Genomic DNA, 15,378 nt, shown 5'->3' on the forward strand with positions numbered 1-15,378 from the left:
CCATACAAGCCCGAGACTTCAGGAAAGCGCATGCCGCCATCCGCAGCTGAACCGAGCCGACATGGCTTTCGTCATGCCAGCGTGCTGCTCGACGGAGCCGTGGATGCGCTCGTCCACGACCTCGACGGGGCCTATCTGGATGGTACCTTCGGTCGTGGCGGTCACTCTCGCGCCATCCTGGAGCGGCTGGACGGCCAAGGCAGTTTGCTCGCCATCGATCGCGATCCCCAGGCCATCGCCGAGGCCCGCACTATCGTCGACCCCCGCTTCGTCATCGAGCAAGGCGAGTTCGCCAGCCTGAGCGAGATCGCCCGGCGCCATGGCCTGCATGGAAAGCTGGCTGGCGTGCTGCTGGACGTCGGCGTCTCTTCGCCACAGCTGGACGACCCCGAGCGGGGGTTCAGCTTCCTGCGTGACGGCCCGCTCGACATGCGCATGGACCCGACCCACGGCGAGAGTGCTGCCGATTGGCTGGCCCGTGCCCGCGAGGCCGACATCGCCCATGTCTTCAAGGCCTATGGCGAGGAGCGCTTCGCCAAGCGCCTGGCACGAGCCATCGTCACGCGCCGCGCTGAGGAGCCCTTCCTGCGTACCGGCGACCTGGCCGAAGTGCTCAAGGTCGCGCACCCCGCCTGGGAGAAGGGCAAGCATCCTGCAACGCGTGCTTTCCAGGCGCTGCGCATCCATATCAATGGTGAGCTGGAGCAGTTGGACCTGGCATTGTCGGCAGCACTGGAGGCGCTGGCCCCGGGCGGCCATCTGGTGGTGATAAGCTTCCATTCGCTGGAGGACCGCCGGGTCAAGCGCTTCATCCGCGAGCATGTGCGCGGCGATACCGATCTGCCACGCGGTGTACCGGTGCGCGATGAGCAGCTCGCCAAGCGCCTGGAGATGCTGGGCAAGGCTCGGCGGCCCACGCCGGAAGAGGTCGAAGCCAACCCGCGTGCGCGCAGCGCCGTGATGCGCGCTGCGCGCAAGCTGATTTGAGGAACGGCATGGCGCAAGGACGGTTGTCTCCCCAAATGCTGCGCACGGCCTGGCGACCGGCCCGGTTGCCGAGCTGGCGCCTGCTGCTGGTCCTTGGTCTGCTGCTGGCTTGTCTGGTCAGTGCGATGGCGGTGATCAACGCCAGCCACCAGACCCGCGTGCAGTATGTGCGGTTGCAGCAGCTCGAGCGCGAGCGCGACCAGCTACAGACGGAATGGGGTCAGTTGCTACTCGAAGAGAGCGCCTGGTCGTCGCCGGCGCGTATCGAGCGCCTGGCCGTCGAGCGGCTCGATATGCGCCTCCCCCACGTCGACGAAGTCGAGGTCATACGGCCATGAGCACTGACGTTCGCAGTGGCGTGATGCCGCGTCGTCGGCCGCCGATGGCGCCGATGGGTGGGTTGCGGTATGGCGTGGTGCTGGGCGCGGTGATCCTCGGCTTGCTGCTACTGGCCGGGCGTATCGTGACCCTGCACGTCTTCGACCGGCCTTTTCTCTTGGGGCAGGGCGATGCGCGTACCCTGCGCACCGAGTCGCTGACGGCTCATCGCGGCATGATCACCGATCGCAACGGTGAGCCGCTGGCCATCTCCACGCCGGTGGTAACGCTCTGGGCCAACCCTCAGGAGGTTCCCGAAGATCGTATCCAGCGGCTGATGCTGTCGCAGGCGCTGGGCGTGGGCCTGGAGGATCTCGATGCCAGGCTGGAGCGCTTCGCCGAGCGTGAATTCATGTTCCTGCGCCGTCAACTGACACCGGTAGCCGCTCAGCGCGTTCTCGACCTGCGCGTGCCGGGGGTTTACGCCCAGCACGAGTACAAGCGCTACTATCCGGCCGGCGAGGTGGTGGCCCAGTTGCTGGGTGTGACGAACGTGGACGACCTGGGGCAGGAGGGCGTAGAGCTGGCCTATCAGCCCTATCTGGCCGGCACTCCGGGCCAGCGCCGGGTGATCAAGGATCGGCGTGGACGACTGGTGCGCGACCTGGCAATCCTGCGCGAGGCGCAGCCGGGTGGTGAGCTGACGTTGGCCATCGACCAGCGTTTGCAGTACATGGCGTACCGTGAGCTCAAGGCAGCGGTTACCGAGCACGAAGCCGATGGTGGCATCGTGGTGATGATGGATGCGCGCACCGGCGAGGTGTTGGCCATGGCCAACCAGCCCTCCTACAACCCCAACAATCGTGCTGGCATCGACCCACGCGGCCTGCGCAACCAGGCCATCGTCGACGTCTTCGAGCCGGGGTCGGTGGTGAAGCCGCTGGCCATGGCGGCGATCATGGAGAGCGGTATCTTCGACAGCGACGTGGTGGTCGATACCTCGCCGGGCTGGATGCGTATCGACCGCTTCACCATTCGCGACATTCGCAACTACGGCCGGCTCGACCTGGCCGGTATTCTCGAGAAGTCGTCGAATATCGGTATGTCCAAACTGGTGCTCGAGCTCGACGACCCACTGGTCCCCGATCTCTATCGGCGACTCGGCTTCGGTCAGAGTGCCGAAACCGGCTTTCCCGGCGAAGCCGTGGGACACCTGCCGGCGCCGGTGCGCTGGTCGCGTAGTCAGTGGGCAGCGCTGTCGTACGGTTATGGCCTGTCGGTCTCGGCCCTGCAACTGGCGAGCGCCTATACCGCGCTGGCCAATGGCGGTGTACGCATGGCGCCTTCACTGCTCAAGTTGGACGAAGCTCCCCAGGGAACGCCGACCATCGATCCGCAGGTGGCTCACGAGCTGTTGCGAATCATGGAGGAGTCGGTGCAGCCGAGCACGGGCGGCCGTCGAGCGGCTGTGCCGGGCTACCGGGTGGCCGGCAAGACCGGTACAGTACGCAAGACGTCGGTGCGCGGTTATGAAGAGAATGCCTATCGCAGCCTGTTCGCCGGTATTGCCCCTGTCTCCGATCCGCGTATCGTCACCATCGTCATGATCGATCACCCCAGGGCGGGAGACTATTACGGCGGGGCCGTGGCGGCACCGGTATTCTCACGCGTTACCGGTAGCGCACTGCGATTGCTCGATGTGCCGCCGGACCAGCGTGCAAGATGAATCCTGCCTTTTCCACGACAGAGGTGTGTCGATGCAGGTAAGTGCTTCTCGTCTCCAGGCGGCGCTTCGCCGCTGCTGGCCCAGCCTGACAGAGCCGGGTTTCAGCGGCGATGCGTCGGTTCGCCTGGTACTCGACAGCCGCCGTGTCATGCCGGGCGACGTCTTCGTCGCCGTGCCCGGGGTGAGCTTCGACGGCCGTGATTACCTGACCGAGGCGCTCCGCTCCGGTGCCGCACAGGTGCTTTACCACACCGAGCCGGGCGAGCCCCTTCCCGACTCGGCACAGGACAGGCCTGTCATCGCCCTGCCTTTCCTGCGCCAGCGCCTGGGCGAGCTGGGGCGCTTGCTCTTCGAGGTGCCCGATGCGCTGGAATTGATCGGCGTCACCGGGACCAACGGCAAGAGCTCCGTGACCCACTACGTTGCCGAGCTGAGCGAGGCACGGGGTCGCAAGGCGGGCCTCGTCGGCACGCTGGGTGTGGGGCGGCCCGGAAAGCTCGAGGATACCGGGCTGACGACGCCGGGACCGCTGACGCTACAGGCAACCCTTGGCGAGATGGCGGCGGGCGGCATCGACCGGGTAGCTATGGAAGTCTCTTCCCATGCGCTGGAGCAGGGGCGCCTCGACGGTTGTCATGTCACCGCGGCCGTATTCACCAACCTGAGCCGCGACCACCTCGACTACCACGGCAGCATGGCGGCCTATGCCGCCGCGAAGGCGCGCCTGTTCCGCCGCTCCGAGCTGAAGCTTGCGGTGGTCAACGCTGCCGACGCCCTGGCTCGCCTGATGCTGGCAGGGCTGCCGGAAGGCGTGCGCGTGCTGGCAATTGGCGACGAGCCGGCGGCCACGCTGCGGGTAATCGACTGGCAGCCCAGCCGCAATGGTCAGCTCGCCCTGGTGGCGACGCCGCAGGGTGAGCGTTCGCTCGAGCTCCCGCTGATGGGGCGCTTCAATCTAGATAACGTCCTGTTGGCCATCGCCACGCTGTATGGCCTGGGTGAGCCGCTCGATGCATTGTTCGATGCGGCTGCGCGGCTGACCCCGGTGCCGGGGCGTATGCAGCGAGTGGGAGGTGCAGGCCGGCCGGCCGTGATCGTCGACTATGCGCATACCCCGGAGGCGTTGGAGAATTCCTTGGGTGCGTTGCGCGAGCACCTGCCCGGCGATGGCCAGTTGTGGTGCCTGTTCGGCTGTGGAGGAGATCGTGACAGCGGCAAGCGTCCGCTGATGGGGGCTGCTGCCGAGCGCCATGCCGACCGGCTGGTGATCACTGACGACAACCCCAGGAGCGAGGATCCTGCCGAGATTCGCCAACAGATCCTTGCTGGTGTGCCGGCTGAGGCCACGCAGCGCTGCGAGGTTGTCGCCGGACGCAGCGAGGCCATTGACCGTACCATCGCACAAGCCAGCGCCGACGACGTGATACTGATCGCCGGCAAGGGCCATGAGCCGTATCAGGAAATCGCCGGCGTGCGCCATGCCTTCAGCGATGTCGCCGAGGCCGAGGTCGCCCTGAGACGACGCGAGGAGAGGCAATGAGCGGGTCCGGCTTGCAGACCCTGGGTGCCGTCGCCGAAGCGCTGGGCGTAACGGCGCCGGACCCTGATATGCCATTGGGCGATATCGCCAGCGACACGCGCCAATTGACGCCGGGCAGCCTGTTCGTGGCGCTGCGCGGTGTACGCTTCGATGCCCACGATTTCATTGCCCAGGCGCGTGAGGCGGGTGCCGTGGCGGCGCTGGTCGAGAAGTGCGTCGATGACCCGCTGCCGCAGCTGGTGGTGCCGGACACTCGCCTGGCGCTGGGGCTGCTGGGGCGTGCCCGTCGTCGTGCCTGGGGCGGCCCGCTGGTGGCGGTGACGGGCAACAGCGGCAAGACCAGCGTCAAGGAGTTGCTGGCCCGGCTGCTCGACCAGCGCGGCAAGACCCTGGCCACGCTGGGCAACCTCAACAACGACATCGGTGCGCCGCTCACGCTGCTCCGGCTCACCGACGAGCACCGCCAGGCGGTAGCCGAGCTGGGGGCCAACCACCTCGGCGAGATTGCCTGGACCACGAGCCTGGCCGAGCCGCAGGTGGCCATCATCACCAACGTCACCGGTGCTCATGTCGGCGAGTTCGGCGGTATGGGGCAGATTGCCCAGGCGAAGGCCGAGATTCTCGCCGGGCTGGGCGCCGACGGGGTGGCGGTGCTCAATCGCGACGACGCCTATTTCCCGCTCTGGTCTCGGCTGGCCGCACCGCGGGAGGTACTGGACTTCGGTTTTGCCGAGGAGAGTCGTGTGCGGGCCACCGAGCTGGCCTGCGACGCTCAGGGACGCTATGCTTTCACGCTTGTCGTGGATGGTCGCCGGGTCGGTCGGGTGCAGCTCGCCCTGCTGGGGCGTCATAGCGTGGCCAATGCTTTGGCGGCTGCGGCGGGTGCGTGGGCACTGGGGCTGGGCGACGACCAGTTGCTGGCCGGGCTGGCGGCGGCGGCACCGATGCCGGGGCGGCTGAGTCCGCTGCAGGGCATCCGCGAGTGCCGCCTGCTGGACGACAGTTACAATGCCAATCCGGGAGCGGTCAAGGCGGCGCTTGCGCTGCTGACCGAATTGCCCGGTCCCAGGTGGTGCCTGTTGGGTGCCATGGGAGAGCTGGGGGAAGGCTCGGACCGGCTGCATGCGGAAGTCGGCCACTACGCACGGGAGCTGGGGATCGACGTGCTGATGACCTGCGGGGATGCGGCATGGGCCGCGAGCCAGGCTTTCGGCGACGGCGGGTATCATTTCAACGATCACGAGGCGCTGACGCGCCATGTCCTGAACCATCTGCCCACCGGTGCCAGCGTACTGATCAAGGGTTCGCGCAGTGCTGGCATGGAACGGGTAGTGGCGGCGCTACGAGCTGACGCACCAAGGTGAACGCAACACATGCTGCTTTTTCTGGCTGATTTCCTGGCGCAGTACCAGAGCGCCTTCAACGTTTTCAATTACCTGACCCTGCGCATGATCCTGGGCACCATGACGGCCCTGTTGTTGTGCCTGTGGCTGGGCCCGTGGATGATTCGCCGCCTGGTCGAGCGGCAGATCGGTCAGGCGGTCCGCGACGACGGTCCGCAGTCACACCTGTCCAAGGCCGGTACGCCGACCATGGGCGGTGCCATGATTCTGATGTCGATCGCCGTCGGCACGCTGCTGTGGGCGGACCTGAGCAATCGCTTCGTGTGGATCGTGCTGGTGGTGACGCTGGGTTTCGGCGCGATCGGCTGGGTCGACGATTACCGCAAGGTGGTCGAGAAGAATCCCCGCGGGTTGCCGGCGCGCTGGAAGTACTTCTGGCAGTCGGTGATCGGCCTCGGTACGGCTCTGATGCTCTACCTGACGGCGACCAGCCCGGCGGAAACCAGTCTGATCGTACCGCTGTTCAAAGACATCGTGCTGCCGCTGGGCGTGTTCTACGTCGTGCTCACCTATCTGGTGATCGTCGGCAGCTCCAATGCCGTCAACCTTACCGATGGCCTCGACGGCTTGGCCATCATGCCCACCGTCATGGTCGCCATGGGGCTGGCGATCTTCGCTTACGCCAGTGGTAACGCCGTATTCGCCAACTACCTGCAGATTCCCAACATTGCCGGAGCCGGGGAGCTGGCGGTGTTCTGTGCCACCATCGCCGGTGCCGGTCTCGGTTTCCTGTGGTTCAACACCTATCCGGCCCAGGTCTTCATGGGCGATGTCGGTGCGCTGGCGCTGGGTGCGGCGCTGGGCGTGGTTGCCGTCATCGTGCGCCAGGAGATCGTGCTGTTCATCATGGGCGGCATCTTCGTGCTGGAGACTATTTCGGTGATCCTGCAGGTCGGCTCCTACAAGCTGACCGGGCGGCGCATCTTCCGCATGGCACCGCTGCATCACCATTACGAACTCAAGGGCTGGCCGGAGCCGCGGGTCATCGTGCGCTTCTGGATCATCACCGTGGTACTGGTGCTGGCCGGCCTGGCCACGCTGAAAATCCGCTGAGCCAGGGGACGCCGATCCCACCGCGCGAGGAGGCCGCAATGCCCAAGGTGGCGAAGGGGGAGACACTGGTGGTCGGGCTCGGGATATCGGGCCGGGCAATCTGCCGGCACCTGGCCAGGGAGGGGGTGCCCTTCATGGTGGCCGACACTCGCGAGGCGCCGCCTGGGCTCGACGAGTTTCGCGTCGCCCATCCGGATGTCGTCCTGCATTGCGGGCCGCTCGCGGCGCTCGACATGAGCGAGGCGCAGGAAATCGTGGTCAGTCCCGGGGTCGATCCCCATACGCCGGGCCTGGCCGAGTGCCTGGGTCGCTGCCGCGACACGGGGGAGCCGCTGGTGGTCGGCGAGATTGCTCTCTTCGTGCGCGCGGCGCGAGCGCCCATCGCCGCCATCACCGGCTCCAATGCCAAGTCCACCGTGACCAGCCTGCTCGGCGACATGGCACGGGCGGCCGGCAGGCGCGTGGCCGTCGGCGGCAATCTGGGCACGCCGGCCCTGGACCTGCTGGTTGATGTGCCCGAGGCGGAGCTCTACGTGCTCGAGCTTTCCAGTTTCCAGCTCGAGACCACGCCTTGCCTGAGTGCCGAAACCGTCGCCTTCCTCAATCTCTCCGAGGATCACCTCGACCGGCACGGCGACATGGCGGGGTATCGCGCCGCCAAGCTGGGCATCTTTCGCGGTGCCAGGCACGCCGTGGTCAACGCCGAGGATGCCATGACCTGGCCGCTCGAGCCGCTCCCGGCCCTGGATCGCTTCACGACCTTGCCTCCCGAGTCGGGCGAGTGGGGCATTGCCAGGCAGGATGGCCGCGATTGGCTGATGCATGGTGACACCGCATTGTTGGCGACCGACGAGCTGGGGCTGGCGGGGCGCCACAACCAGGCCAATGCGCTGGCGGCCCTGGCCATGGGCCACCATCTCGGCTTTCCGCTCGAGACCATGTGCGCGGTGCTGCGCCGATTCAAGAGCCTGGCCCATCGCAGCGAACCGATCGGCGAGATCGGCGGCGTTCGCTGGGTCAACGACTCGAAGGGCACCAATGTCGGTGCAACGCTTGCCGCCATAGCGGGGTTGGGGCCGACGTTGCCGGGGCGGATCGTGCTGCTGGCGGGCGGGGTGGGCAAGGGGGCCGATTTCGTACCGCTGGCCGAGCCCATGGCCCGTTACGGGCGCGAGGCGATTGTGTTCGGCGCCGACGCTTACAAGCTAGCCGAAGCACTGGAAGGAAGCGTGGCGGTGACCCGGGTCGACGACCTCGAGGCCGCCATGCAGCATGCGCGGAAGATCGCCGAGCCCGGCGACTGCGTGCTGCTCTCGCCGGCCTGTGCCAGCCTCGACCAGTTCCCCAACTACCTGGCGCGTGGCGAGGCATTTCGGCAGTGGGTCCAGCAACTCGTCGAGGAGGTTGGGCATGGCTAGCACCAAGGCGTCATCCACGCGCAAATTCGCCCGCTTGCGTCGGCTGCGCGCGAAGCTCTCGACCCGGGATCAGCCGTTCGACGGCTGGCTGCTGTTCGCTGCGCTGGCCCTGATCCTGACCGGCTGGGTCATGGTTACTTCGGCCTCCACCGAGGTGGCGGCCAGCCTCACCGGCAACCCCTGGTATTTCAGCCAGCGCCATGCCCTGTTCGTCGCCATGGCACTGCTGGCGGCGGCGGCGACGTTGCGGTCACCGCTGGCCTGGTGGCGTGCCAATGGACCGCTGCTGTTGCTGGTCAGCATCGCGCTGCTATTGCTGGTGCTGCTGGTCGGGCGCGAGGTCAACGGCAGTCGACGCTGGCTGTCGATCCCCTTGCTGCCTTTCAACCTGCAGATATCGGAAGTGGCCAAGCTGTGCCTGATCGTCTATCTCGCCGGATACCTGGAGCGTTTCCTTCCCGACGTGCGCCGTAACTGGGGCGCCTTCTTGCGCCCGCTGATGGTGATGGGCGTCGTTGCCGTGCTGCTGATTCTCGAACCGGACTACGGTGCCGTGGTAGTGATGACGGGTTGCGTGATGGGCATGCTGCTGCTGGCGGGAGCGCCGTGGGGACGGTTCGTCTTCATCCTCGTTGCCGTGGGGCTGCTTGGCTTCTACGTGGCTATCGCCGAGCCCTACCGGCTGGCGCGCCTGACCAGCTTCTCCGATCCCTGGGCCGATCAGTTCGCCAGCGGCTACCAGTTGACCCAGGCCCTTATCGCCTTCGGGCGCGGGCACTGGCTGGGCATGGGGTTGGGCAACAGCGTGCAGAAGCTGTTCTACCTGCCGGAGGCGCATACCGACTTCGTCTTCGCCGTGCTGGCCGAGGAACTGGGCCTGTTCGGCGCCATCGCTGTGGTGGGTCTGTTCGCACTGCTGATCTGGCGGGCGCTGGCAGTGGGCCGGCGTGCCGAACTGGCGGGGCTGGCCTTTGCCGCCTACCTCAGCTATGGCATCGCCATCGTGATCGGCGCCCAGGCCTTCATCAACATCGCCGTGAGTACCGGCATGCTGCCAACCAAGGGTTTGACCCTGCCGCTGCTCAGCTACGGCGGCTCCAGCCTGCTGGTGAGTTCGGCAATGGTGGCGTTGCTGCTGCGCGCCGACATCGATACTCGCCTGGCGCTGCGACGTGCCAGCTCAACCGCGCCGCGCGAGGCGCCGGGGCGGCGTGAACCCAGGATCAACGGACAGGGAGTCATGAAGTGAAGCAGGCGGCAGCGCGGCGCGTTCTGATCATGGCGGGCGGTACCGGTGGACATGTCATCCCGGCACTGTCACTGGCTCGTGGGCTGCAGGCCGAAGCGCTGGAAGTACACTGGCTGGGCAGCCCGCGGGGCATCGAGAACCGCCTGGTGCCGGCAGCCGAGTTGCCACTGCACCGCATTTCGGTGGCTGGCCTGCGTGGCAACGGCCTGGCCGGCTGGCTCAAGGCGCCTTTCAATCTGACTCGCGCCGTGTGGCAGGCGGCGCGCATCATTCGTCAACTGGACCCGGCGCTGGTGGTGGGGCTTGGCGGTTTCGCCAGCGGTCCCGGTGGTCTGGCGGCCTGGCTGTTGCGCCGCCCACTGGTGATCCACGAGCAGAACGCCGTGGCGGGTTTGACCAACCGTGCCCTGGCCCGGCTGGCCCGGCGCGTCTACGCCGCCTTCCCGCAGGCATTCGGTACGCGGGGAGAAGTGGTCGGCAACCCGGTACGCAACGACATCGCCGCCCTGGGCGAGTCGCCGCGAGAGGCCGCGACGATGCGCGGGCGGCGACTGAGGCTGCTGGTGGTGGGTGGCTCGCTGGGGGCACTGGCGCTCAACCAGCGCCTGCCCGAGGCGCTCGCGGCGCTGCCCGAGGCAAGCCGACCCGAGGTACGCCATCAGGCCGGCCGCGACAAGGACATGGCCACTCGCGAGGCCTATGCGGCGCAGGGCATCGAGGCCGAGGTGAGCGCCTTCATCGACGACATGGCGGCAGCCTACGACTGGGCCGATCTGGTAGTCTGCCGGGCGGGGGCATTGACCGTTTCCGAAGTGGCTGCCGCGGCCAAGCCGGCCCTGTTCGTGCCCTTGCCCCATGCCGTGGACGACCACCAGACTGCCAATGCCCGTGCCCTGGTGGCAGCGGACGCGGCGCAATTGTTGCCGCAACAGGACATGACCGCAGCGACGCTGGCCGATAACCTGACGACGCTGCTCGACCCCGACACTCTCGCCATCATGGCCCGGCAGGCGCGCCGCTGTGCGCATCTCGATGCCGTCGAACGCCTGGTGGCCGGTTGCATGGAGACAGCGCTTGAGCGATAGCACCTTGAGACCGGTTCCCGGTCAGGCAACGTTGCCCCGCCACGGGCGAGGCCTGGGCATGCGCCGCATTCGACACATCCATTTCGTCGGTATCGGTGGTGCCGGCATGTGCGGCATCGCCGAAGTGCTCGCCAATCAAGGCTACCGGGTCAGCGGCAGCGACCTGAAAGCCTCACCGGTGGTGGCCCGACTGCGCGAGCACGGCATTCGTGTGACCATCGGCCATGCCGAGAACAACGTATCAGGTGCCGACGTAGTGGTGGTCTCCACCGCGGTGGACTCATCGAATCCGGAGATCCGCTGGGCCCACGAGCATCGTGTGCCGGTGGTGCGCCGGGCCGAGATGCTCGCCGAATTGATGCGCTTCCGTCATGGTATCGCAGTGGCAGGCACCCATGGCAAGACCACCACGACCAGCCTGACGGCCACGTTACTCGCCGAGGGTGGGCTCGATCCGACCTTCGTCATCGGCGGCAAGCTGACCAGCGCCGGGACCAACGCCCGACTGGGCGAGGGCGACTACCTGGTGGCCGAGGCCGACGAGTCCGACGCCTCGTTCCTGCACCTGCAGCCGATGGTATCGATCGTCACCAATATCGATGCCGACCACATGAGCACCTACGGTGGCGACTTCGAGCGGCTCAAGGTCACCTTCATCGAGTTCCTGCACAACCTGCCTTTCTACGGACTGGCCATTCTGTGTATCGACGACGAGCACGTGCGCGGTCTGCTCGATCGCATCCATCGACAGTTCGTCACCTACGGTTTCAGCGAGGACGCCGACTACCGGGTCGTTGATTTCACCCAGCATGCCGGCGAGGTTCACTTTACCGCCCTGCGCCCCGACGGCTTGGCGCCACTGGATATCCGCCTGAGCATGCCGGGGCGGCACAATGCGCTCAACGCCTTGGCGGCAATCGCCGTGGCCACCGACGCCGGCGTCGATGATGCCGCCATCCTGCGAGGCCTGGCCGGTTTCGCCGGCGTGGGACGCCGCTTCCAGGTGCACGGCCATTTTGCGCCTCCCGGCGGCAGCGGTGAGGTCATGCTGGTGGACGACTACGGGCATCACCCGCGTGAAGTGGAGATGGTGATCAAGGCGGTGCGGGCCGGCTGGCCCAAGAGACGGCTGGTGATGATTTATCAGCCGCATCGCTACACCCGCACCCGCGACCTTTACGAGGACTTCGTGCGTGTCCTCGCCGGAGTCGACGTGCTGCTGCTGCTCGATGTATACAGCGCGGGAGAGACGCCGATTCCCGGCGCCGATGGCAAGACCCTGGCAGGGTCCATCCGTCAGCGCGGCACACTCGACCCAATCTTCGTGCAGCACAAGTCGGAACTGCCGGTGCTGCTGGCCAAGGTACTGCGGGCCGACGACATCCTGATCACTCAGGGCGCCGGGGATGTGGGCGGCATCGCTCTTGGGTTGGCCGAGAGCCGTTTGATTCTCGACGAGGTGGAGCTATGACGCAGGCGAGCGAGTTTGGGCGGGTCGTGGTGCTGTATGGCGGCAATTCCGCAGAGCGCGAGGTCTCTCTCAGAAGCGGGGCGGCGGTGCTGGCGGCGCTCGAGCGCAGCGGCGTCGACGTGATCGGCTACGATCCGGCCGAGGGTGGCCTGGCCGGGCTCGAAGCACTCGCCCCCGACCGTGTCTTCATCGCCTTGCACGGGCGAGGAGGAGAGGACGGGACCCTTCAAGGGGCTCTCGAGCTGCTGACCATTCCCTATACCGGCAGCGGCGTGCTGGCCTCGGCGCTGGGGATGGACAAGCAGCGTACCAAGCTCGTCTGGCAGGCCTTGGGGCTGCCGACCCCGGAGTCGCTGATGCTGTCGGCAGATGCCGACTGGGACGGCATCGTTGCCCGGCTGGGGCTGCCGTTGATCGTCAAGCCGGTGCACGAGGGCTCGACCCTGGGCATCAGCATCGTCGACAGCCGGGAAGCCCTGGAGGCGGCTTATCACGAGGCGGCGCGCTTCGATGCACGAGTCATGGCCGAGCGCTTCATCCGTGGCGAAGAGTACACCGTATCGCTGCTGGGCGAGCGCGTGCTGCCGGCCATTCGTGTCGAGGTGCCCAGCGGCTTCTATGACTACGAAGCCAAGTACAACTCCAACGATACGCGCTACCACCTGCCCTGCGGCTTGGATGCCACGCAGGAAACGGCACTGGGTGAGCTGTGCCGTCAGGCCTTCGAAGCCGTCGGCGGCGAAGGCTGGGGGCGCGTCGACGTGATGCGCGACGGCGAGGGTTGCTTCTGGCTGATCGAGGTCAACACCTCCCCGGGGATGACCGACCACAGCCTGGTGCCCCAGGCTGCCGCTCATGCCGGCATCGATTTCGATGCACTGGTGCTGGGAATCCTCTCTACCACGCTGGAGCCGCACCAGGCATGAGCACCCGAGGCTCGACGCTGGGCATACTGTTACTGCTGATTCTGTTGGGAGCCGGAGGTCGCGCCCTGTGGACCTGGCTCGATCGGCCCATCGAGCGTGTGGCGATCCGCGGCGAATTGCATCATGTCAGCGCCGACTACCTGCGCTCGCAGCTGGCGCCGCTGCTGCAGGGCCAGACCTGGTTGTCGGCCGATCTCCCGGCGCTACGTCGTCGGGCGCGCGACATCGACTGGCTGGCCGAGGTCCGGGTAGCGCGGGAATGGCCTTATGCCCTCGCTTTCGAACTGGTCGAACAAGTGCCGGTGGCGCGCTGGAACGACAACTACCTGCTCAACCCCGACGGAGAGCCGTTTGCTTTCGCTCCGGTGGAGCCACCCGAAGGGCTGCCCGATCTGGCCGGGCCGGTCGGCAGCGGTGCCGAAGTTCTGGCTTACCATGATCGATTGGTGCCGCGCTTCGAAACGCTGGGGCTGGCCATCACTCAGCTACGGCTGGAGCCGCGTGGTGCCTGGCGGTTCCAGCTCGACGACGGCGTCTGGGTGATGCTGGGCCGCAGCGACCGTGAGGCTCGGCTGGCCAGGTTGGCTGCCGCGTGGCAGCGACAGCTGGGCCCTCAGGCGACCCATATTCGTTACATCGACCTGCGCTACCCCAACGGAGTGGCCGTGGCCTGGCATGGCGAAACCGACATCGAAGAGGAGGATGACGGTACGGGTTGAAACCTTTTGTCACGTACCGGCCTCATCTTGCAGCCATTGCGCTATTTTCTTTGTCTTCAATAACCCGTATCGTGAACCAGGTTTTTCGTAATAGACTGGTGGTTTAACGCCAGTTGTTTCTATAATGGGCGCAATGACCATTTATCAGAATAATGGGATTCCCAGCAGGTCAAGTTTCAGGAGACACTCCGGCGCATGGCAGTCACTTCCAACTCATCTAATATGGTAGTCGGACTGGATATTGGAACGTCCAAGGTAGTGGCCATCGTCGGACAGCCTACCGATGACGGCGGCATCGAGATCGCCGGTATTGGATCGCACCCCTCTCGTGGCATGAAGAAGGGCGTGGTCATCAACATCGAGTCGACGGTCCAATCGATCCAGCGTGCCGTGGAAGAGGCCGAGTTGATGGCCGGCTGCGATATCCATTCGGTGTATGTCGGCGTGGCGGGTAGTCATATCAGTTCGATGAATTCGGATGGCGTGGTCGCGATAAAAGAGCGCGAAGTGATGTCTACCGATATCGATCGTGTCATTGATTCGGCGCGAGCGCGTGCCATCTCCGAAGGGCAGCGTGTTTTGCACGTATTGCCTCAGGAGTTCGCCATCGACACCCAAGGCGGTATTCGCGAGCCGCTCGGCATGTCGGGGGTGCGTCTCGAAGCGCGTGTACATCTGGTTACCGCCGCGCTCAATGCAGTACAGAATATCGATAAATGCGTGCGCCGCTGTGGCCTCGAGGTCGATGCCATCATTCTCGAACAGTTGGCTTCCAGCATGGCGGTGTTGACCGAGGACGAGCGCGAGCTCGGCGTGTGCATGGTCGATATCGGTGGCGGTACCACCGACATCGCCGTCTTTACCGAGGGGGCCATTCGCCATACGGCGGTGATCCCCATCGCCGGCGACCAGGTCACCAACGATATCGCCATGGCGCTGCGCACCCCGACCCAGTACGCCGAAGAGATCAAGGTCAAGTACGCCTGTGCCCTGACCCAACTGGCCGCCAGTGATGAAATGATCAAGGTGCCCAGCGTCGGCGATCGTCCTGCTCGCGATCTATCGCGTCAGGCATTGGCCGAAGTGGTCGAGCCGCGCTACGAGGAGCTGTTCACCTTGATTCGCGACGAGCTGCGGCGCAGCGGTTACGAAGACCTGGTGGCAGCCGGAGTGGTGCTCACCGGCGGAACTTCGCGCATGGAGGGGGTCGTCGAGCTGGCCGAGGAGATCTTCCACATGCCGGTGCGCATTGCTTGCCCCCATAACGTGCGCGGGCTTGCCGACGTGGTGCGCAACCCGATTTATTCCACTGGTGTAGGTTTGCTACATTACGCCATTCAGGAGGCTCGGCAGGGGCATGGCCGTGAGGGCAGGGTAGTGGCAGCGCCGCCCAGGCGCGAAGACGTCTCTCAGCGTGGTGGATGGGAAGGGATTCCGGCGCTGGCAAAACTCAAGGGCTGGTTGAAAGGAAATTTCTAATAGG

Annotated in this window: 13 protein-coding genes; all 13 read left to right on the forward strand. The window is 66.0% G+C overall.

What is annotated here, in order from left to right:
• Positions 1 to 30 precede the first annotated feature (30 nt).
• The 13 genes from rsmH (at position 31) to ftsA (ending at position 15,374) form a co-directional block, all read left to right on the forward strand.
• Positions 31 to 987, forward strand: coding sequence for a 16S rRNA (cytosine(1402)-N(4))-methyltransferase RsmH (rsmH, locus tag ACRWQA_RS07730; protein ID WP_434231767.1), 957 nt, complete (start codon positions 31 to 33; stop codon positions 985 to 987).
• Positions 988 to 995: 8 nt separating this feature from the next.
• Entirely contained in the window at positions 996 to 1,325 is a 330-nt protein-coding gene (gene ftsL / locus ACRWQA_RS07735) for a cell division protein FtsL (protein ID WP_263580401.1), read from the forward strand.
• A complete protein-coding gene (locus ACRWQA_RS07740; RefSeq protein WP_434231766.1) occupies positions 1,322 to 3,031 on the forward strand; it encodes a peptidoglycan D,D-transpeptidase FtsI family protein in 1,710 nt (569 codons plus the stop codon). Before ftsL ends, ACRWQA_RS07740 begins: the two co-directional genes overlap by 4 nt.
• Positions 3,032 to 3,062: 31 nt before the next feature.
• Positions 3,063 to 4,571 carry a UDP-N-acetylmuramoyl-L-alanyl-D-glutamate--2,6-diaminopimelate ligase gene (locus ACRWQA_RS07745; RefSeq protein WP_434231763.1) on the forward strand — a complete coding sequence of 503 codons (1,509 nt, stop codon included), beginning with the start codon at positions 3,063 to 3,065 and terminating at the stop codon, positions 4,569 to 4,571.
• Positions 4,568 to 5,935 (forward strand): UDP-N-acetylmuramoyl-tripeptide--D-alanyl-D-alanine ligase, encoded by a 1,368-nt coding sequence (locus ACRWQA_RS07750; protein ID WP_434231761.1) that lies wholly within the window; start codon positions 4,568 to 4,570, stop codon positions 5,933 to 5,935. The genes ACRWQA_RS07745 and ACRWQA_RS07750 overlap by 4 nt, the downstream gene beginning before the upstream one ends.
• 9 nt (positions 5,936 to 5,944) lie before the next feature.
• Positions 5,945 to 7,027, forward strand: coding sequence for a phospho-N-acetylmuramoyl-pentapeptide-transferase (mraY, locus tag ACRWQA_RS07755; protein WP_263580397.1), 1,083 nt, complete (start codon positions 5,945 to 5,947; stop codon positions 7,025 to 7,027).
• Between the two features lie 38 nt (positions 7,028 to 7,065).
• Positions 7,066 to 8,445, forward strand: coding sequence for a UDP-N-acetylmuramoyl-L-alanine--D-glutamate ligase (murD, locus tag ACRWQA_RS07760; RefSeq protein ID WP_434231758.1), 1,380 nt, complete (start codon positions 7,066 to 7,068; stop codon positions 8,443 to 8,445).
• Complete coding sequence (ftsW, locus tag ACRWQA_RS07765; RefSeq protein WP_434231755.1) at positions 8,438 to 9,694, forward strand: putative lipid II flippase FtsW; 1,257 nt, start codon at positions 8,438 to 8,440, stop codon at positions 9,692 to 9,694. Before murD ends, ftsW begins: the two co-directional genes overlap by 8 nt.
• Before the next feature lie 29 nt (positions 9,695 to 9,723).
• Complete coding sequence (gene murG / locus ACRWQA_RS07770; protein WP_434231780.1) at positions 9,724 to 10,779, forward strand: undecaprenyldiphospho-muramoylpentapeptide beta-N-acetylglucosaminyltransferase; 1,056 nt, start codon at positions 9,724 to 9,726, stop codon at positions 10,777 to 10,779.
• Between the two features lie 58 nt (positions 10,780 to 10,837).
• Positions 10,838 to 12,250 (forward strand): UDP-N-acetylmuramate--L-alanine ligase, encoded by a 1,413-nt coding sequence (gene murC / locus ACRWQA_RS07775; protein ID WP_263580394.1) that lies wholly within the window; start codon positions 10,838 to 10,840, stop codon positions 12,248 to 12,250.
• On the forward strand, positions 12,247 to 13,176 hold the full coding sequence (locus tag ACRWQA_RS07780) for a D-alanine--D-alanine ligase (RefSeq protein ID WP_263580393.1): 930 nt from the start codon (positions 12,247 to 12,249) through the stop codon (positions 13,174 to 13,176). Before murC ends, ACRWQA_RS07780 begins: the two co-directional genes overlap by 4 nt.
• A complete protein-coding gene (locus tag ACRWQA_RS07785; RefSeq protein WP_263580392.1) occupies positions 13,173 to 13,895 on the forward strand; it encodes a cell division protein FtsQ/DivIB in 723 nt (240 codons plus the stop codon). Before ACRWQA_RS07780 ends, ACRWQA_RS07785 begins: the two co-directional genes overlap by 4 nt.
• Positions 13,896 to 14,090: 195 nt before the next feature.
• A complete protein-coding gene (gene ftsA, locus ACRWQA_RS07790) occupies positions 14,091 to 15,374 on the forward strand; it encodes a cell division protein FtsA (protein WP_263580391.1) in 1,284 nt (427 codons plus the stop codon).
• The last annotated feature ends 4 nt before the right edge of the window (positions 15,375 to 15,378 follow it).

It is taken from the genome of Billgrantia sp. C5P2, assembly GCF_051062895.2.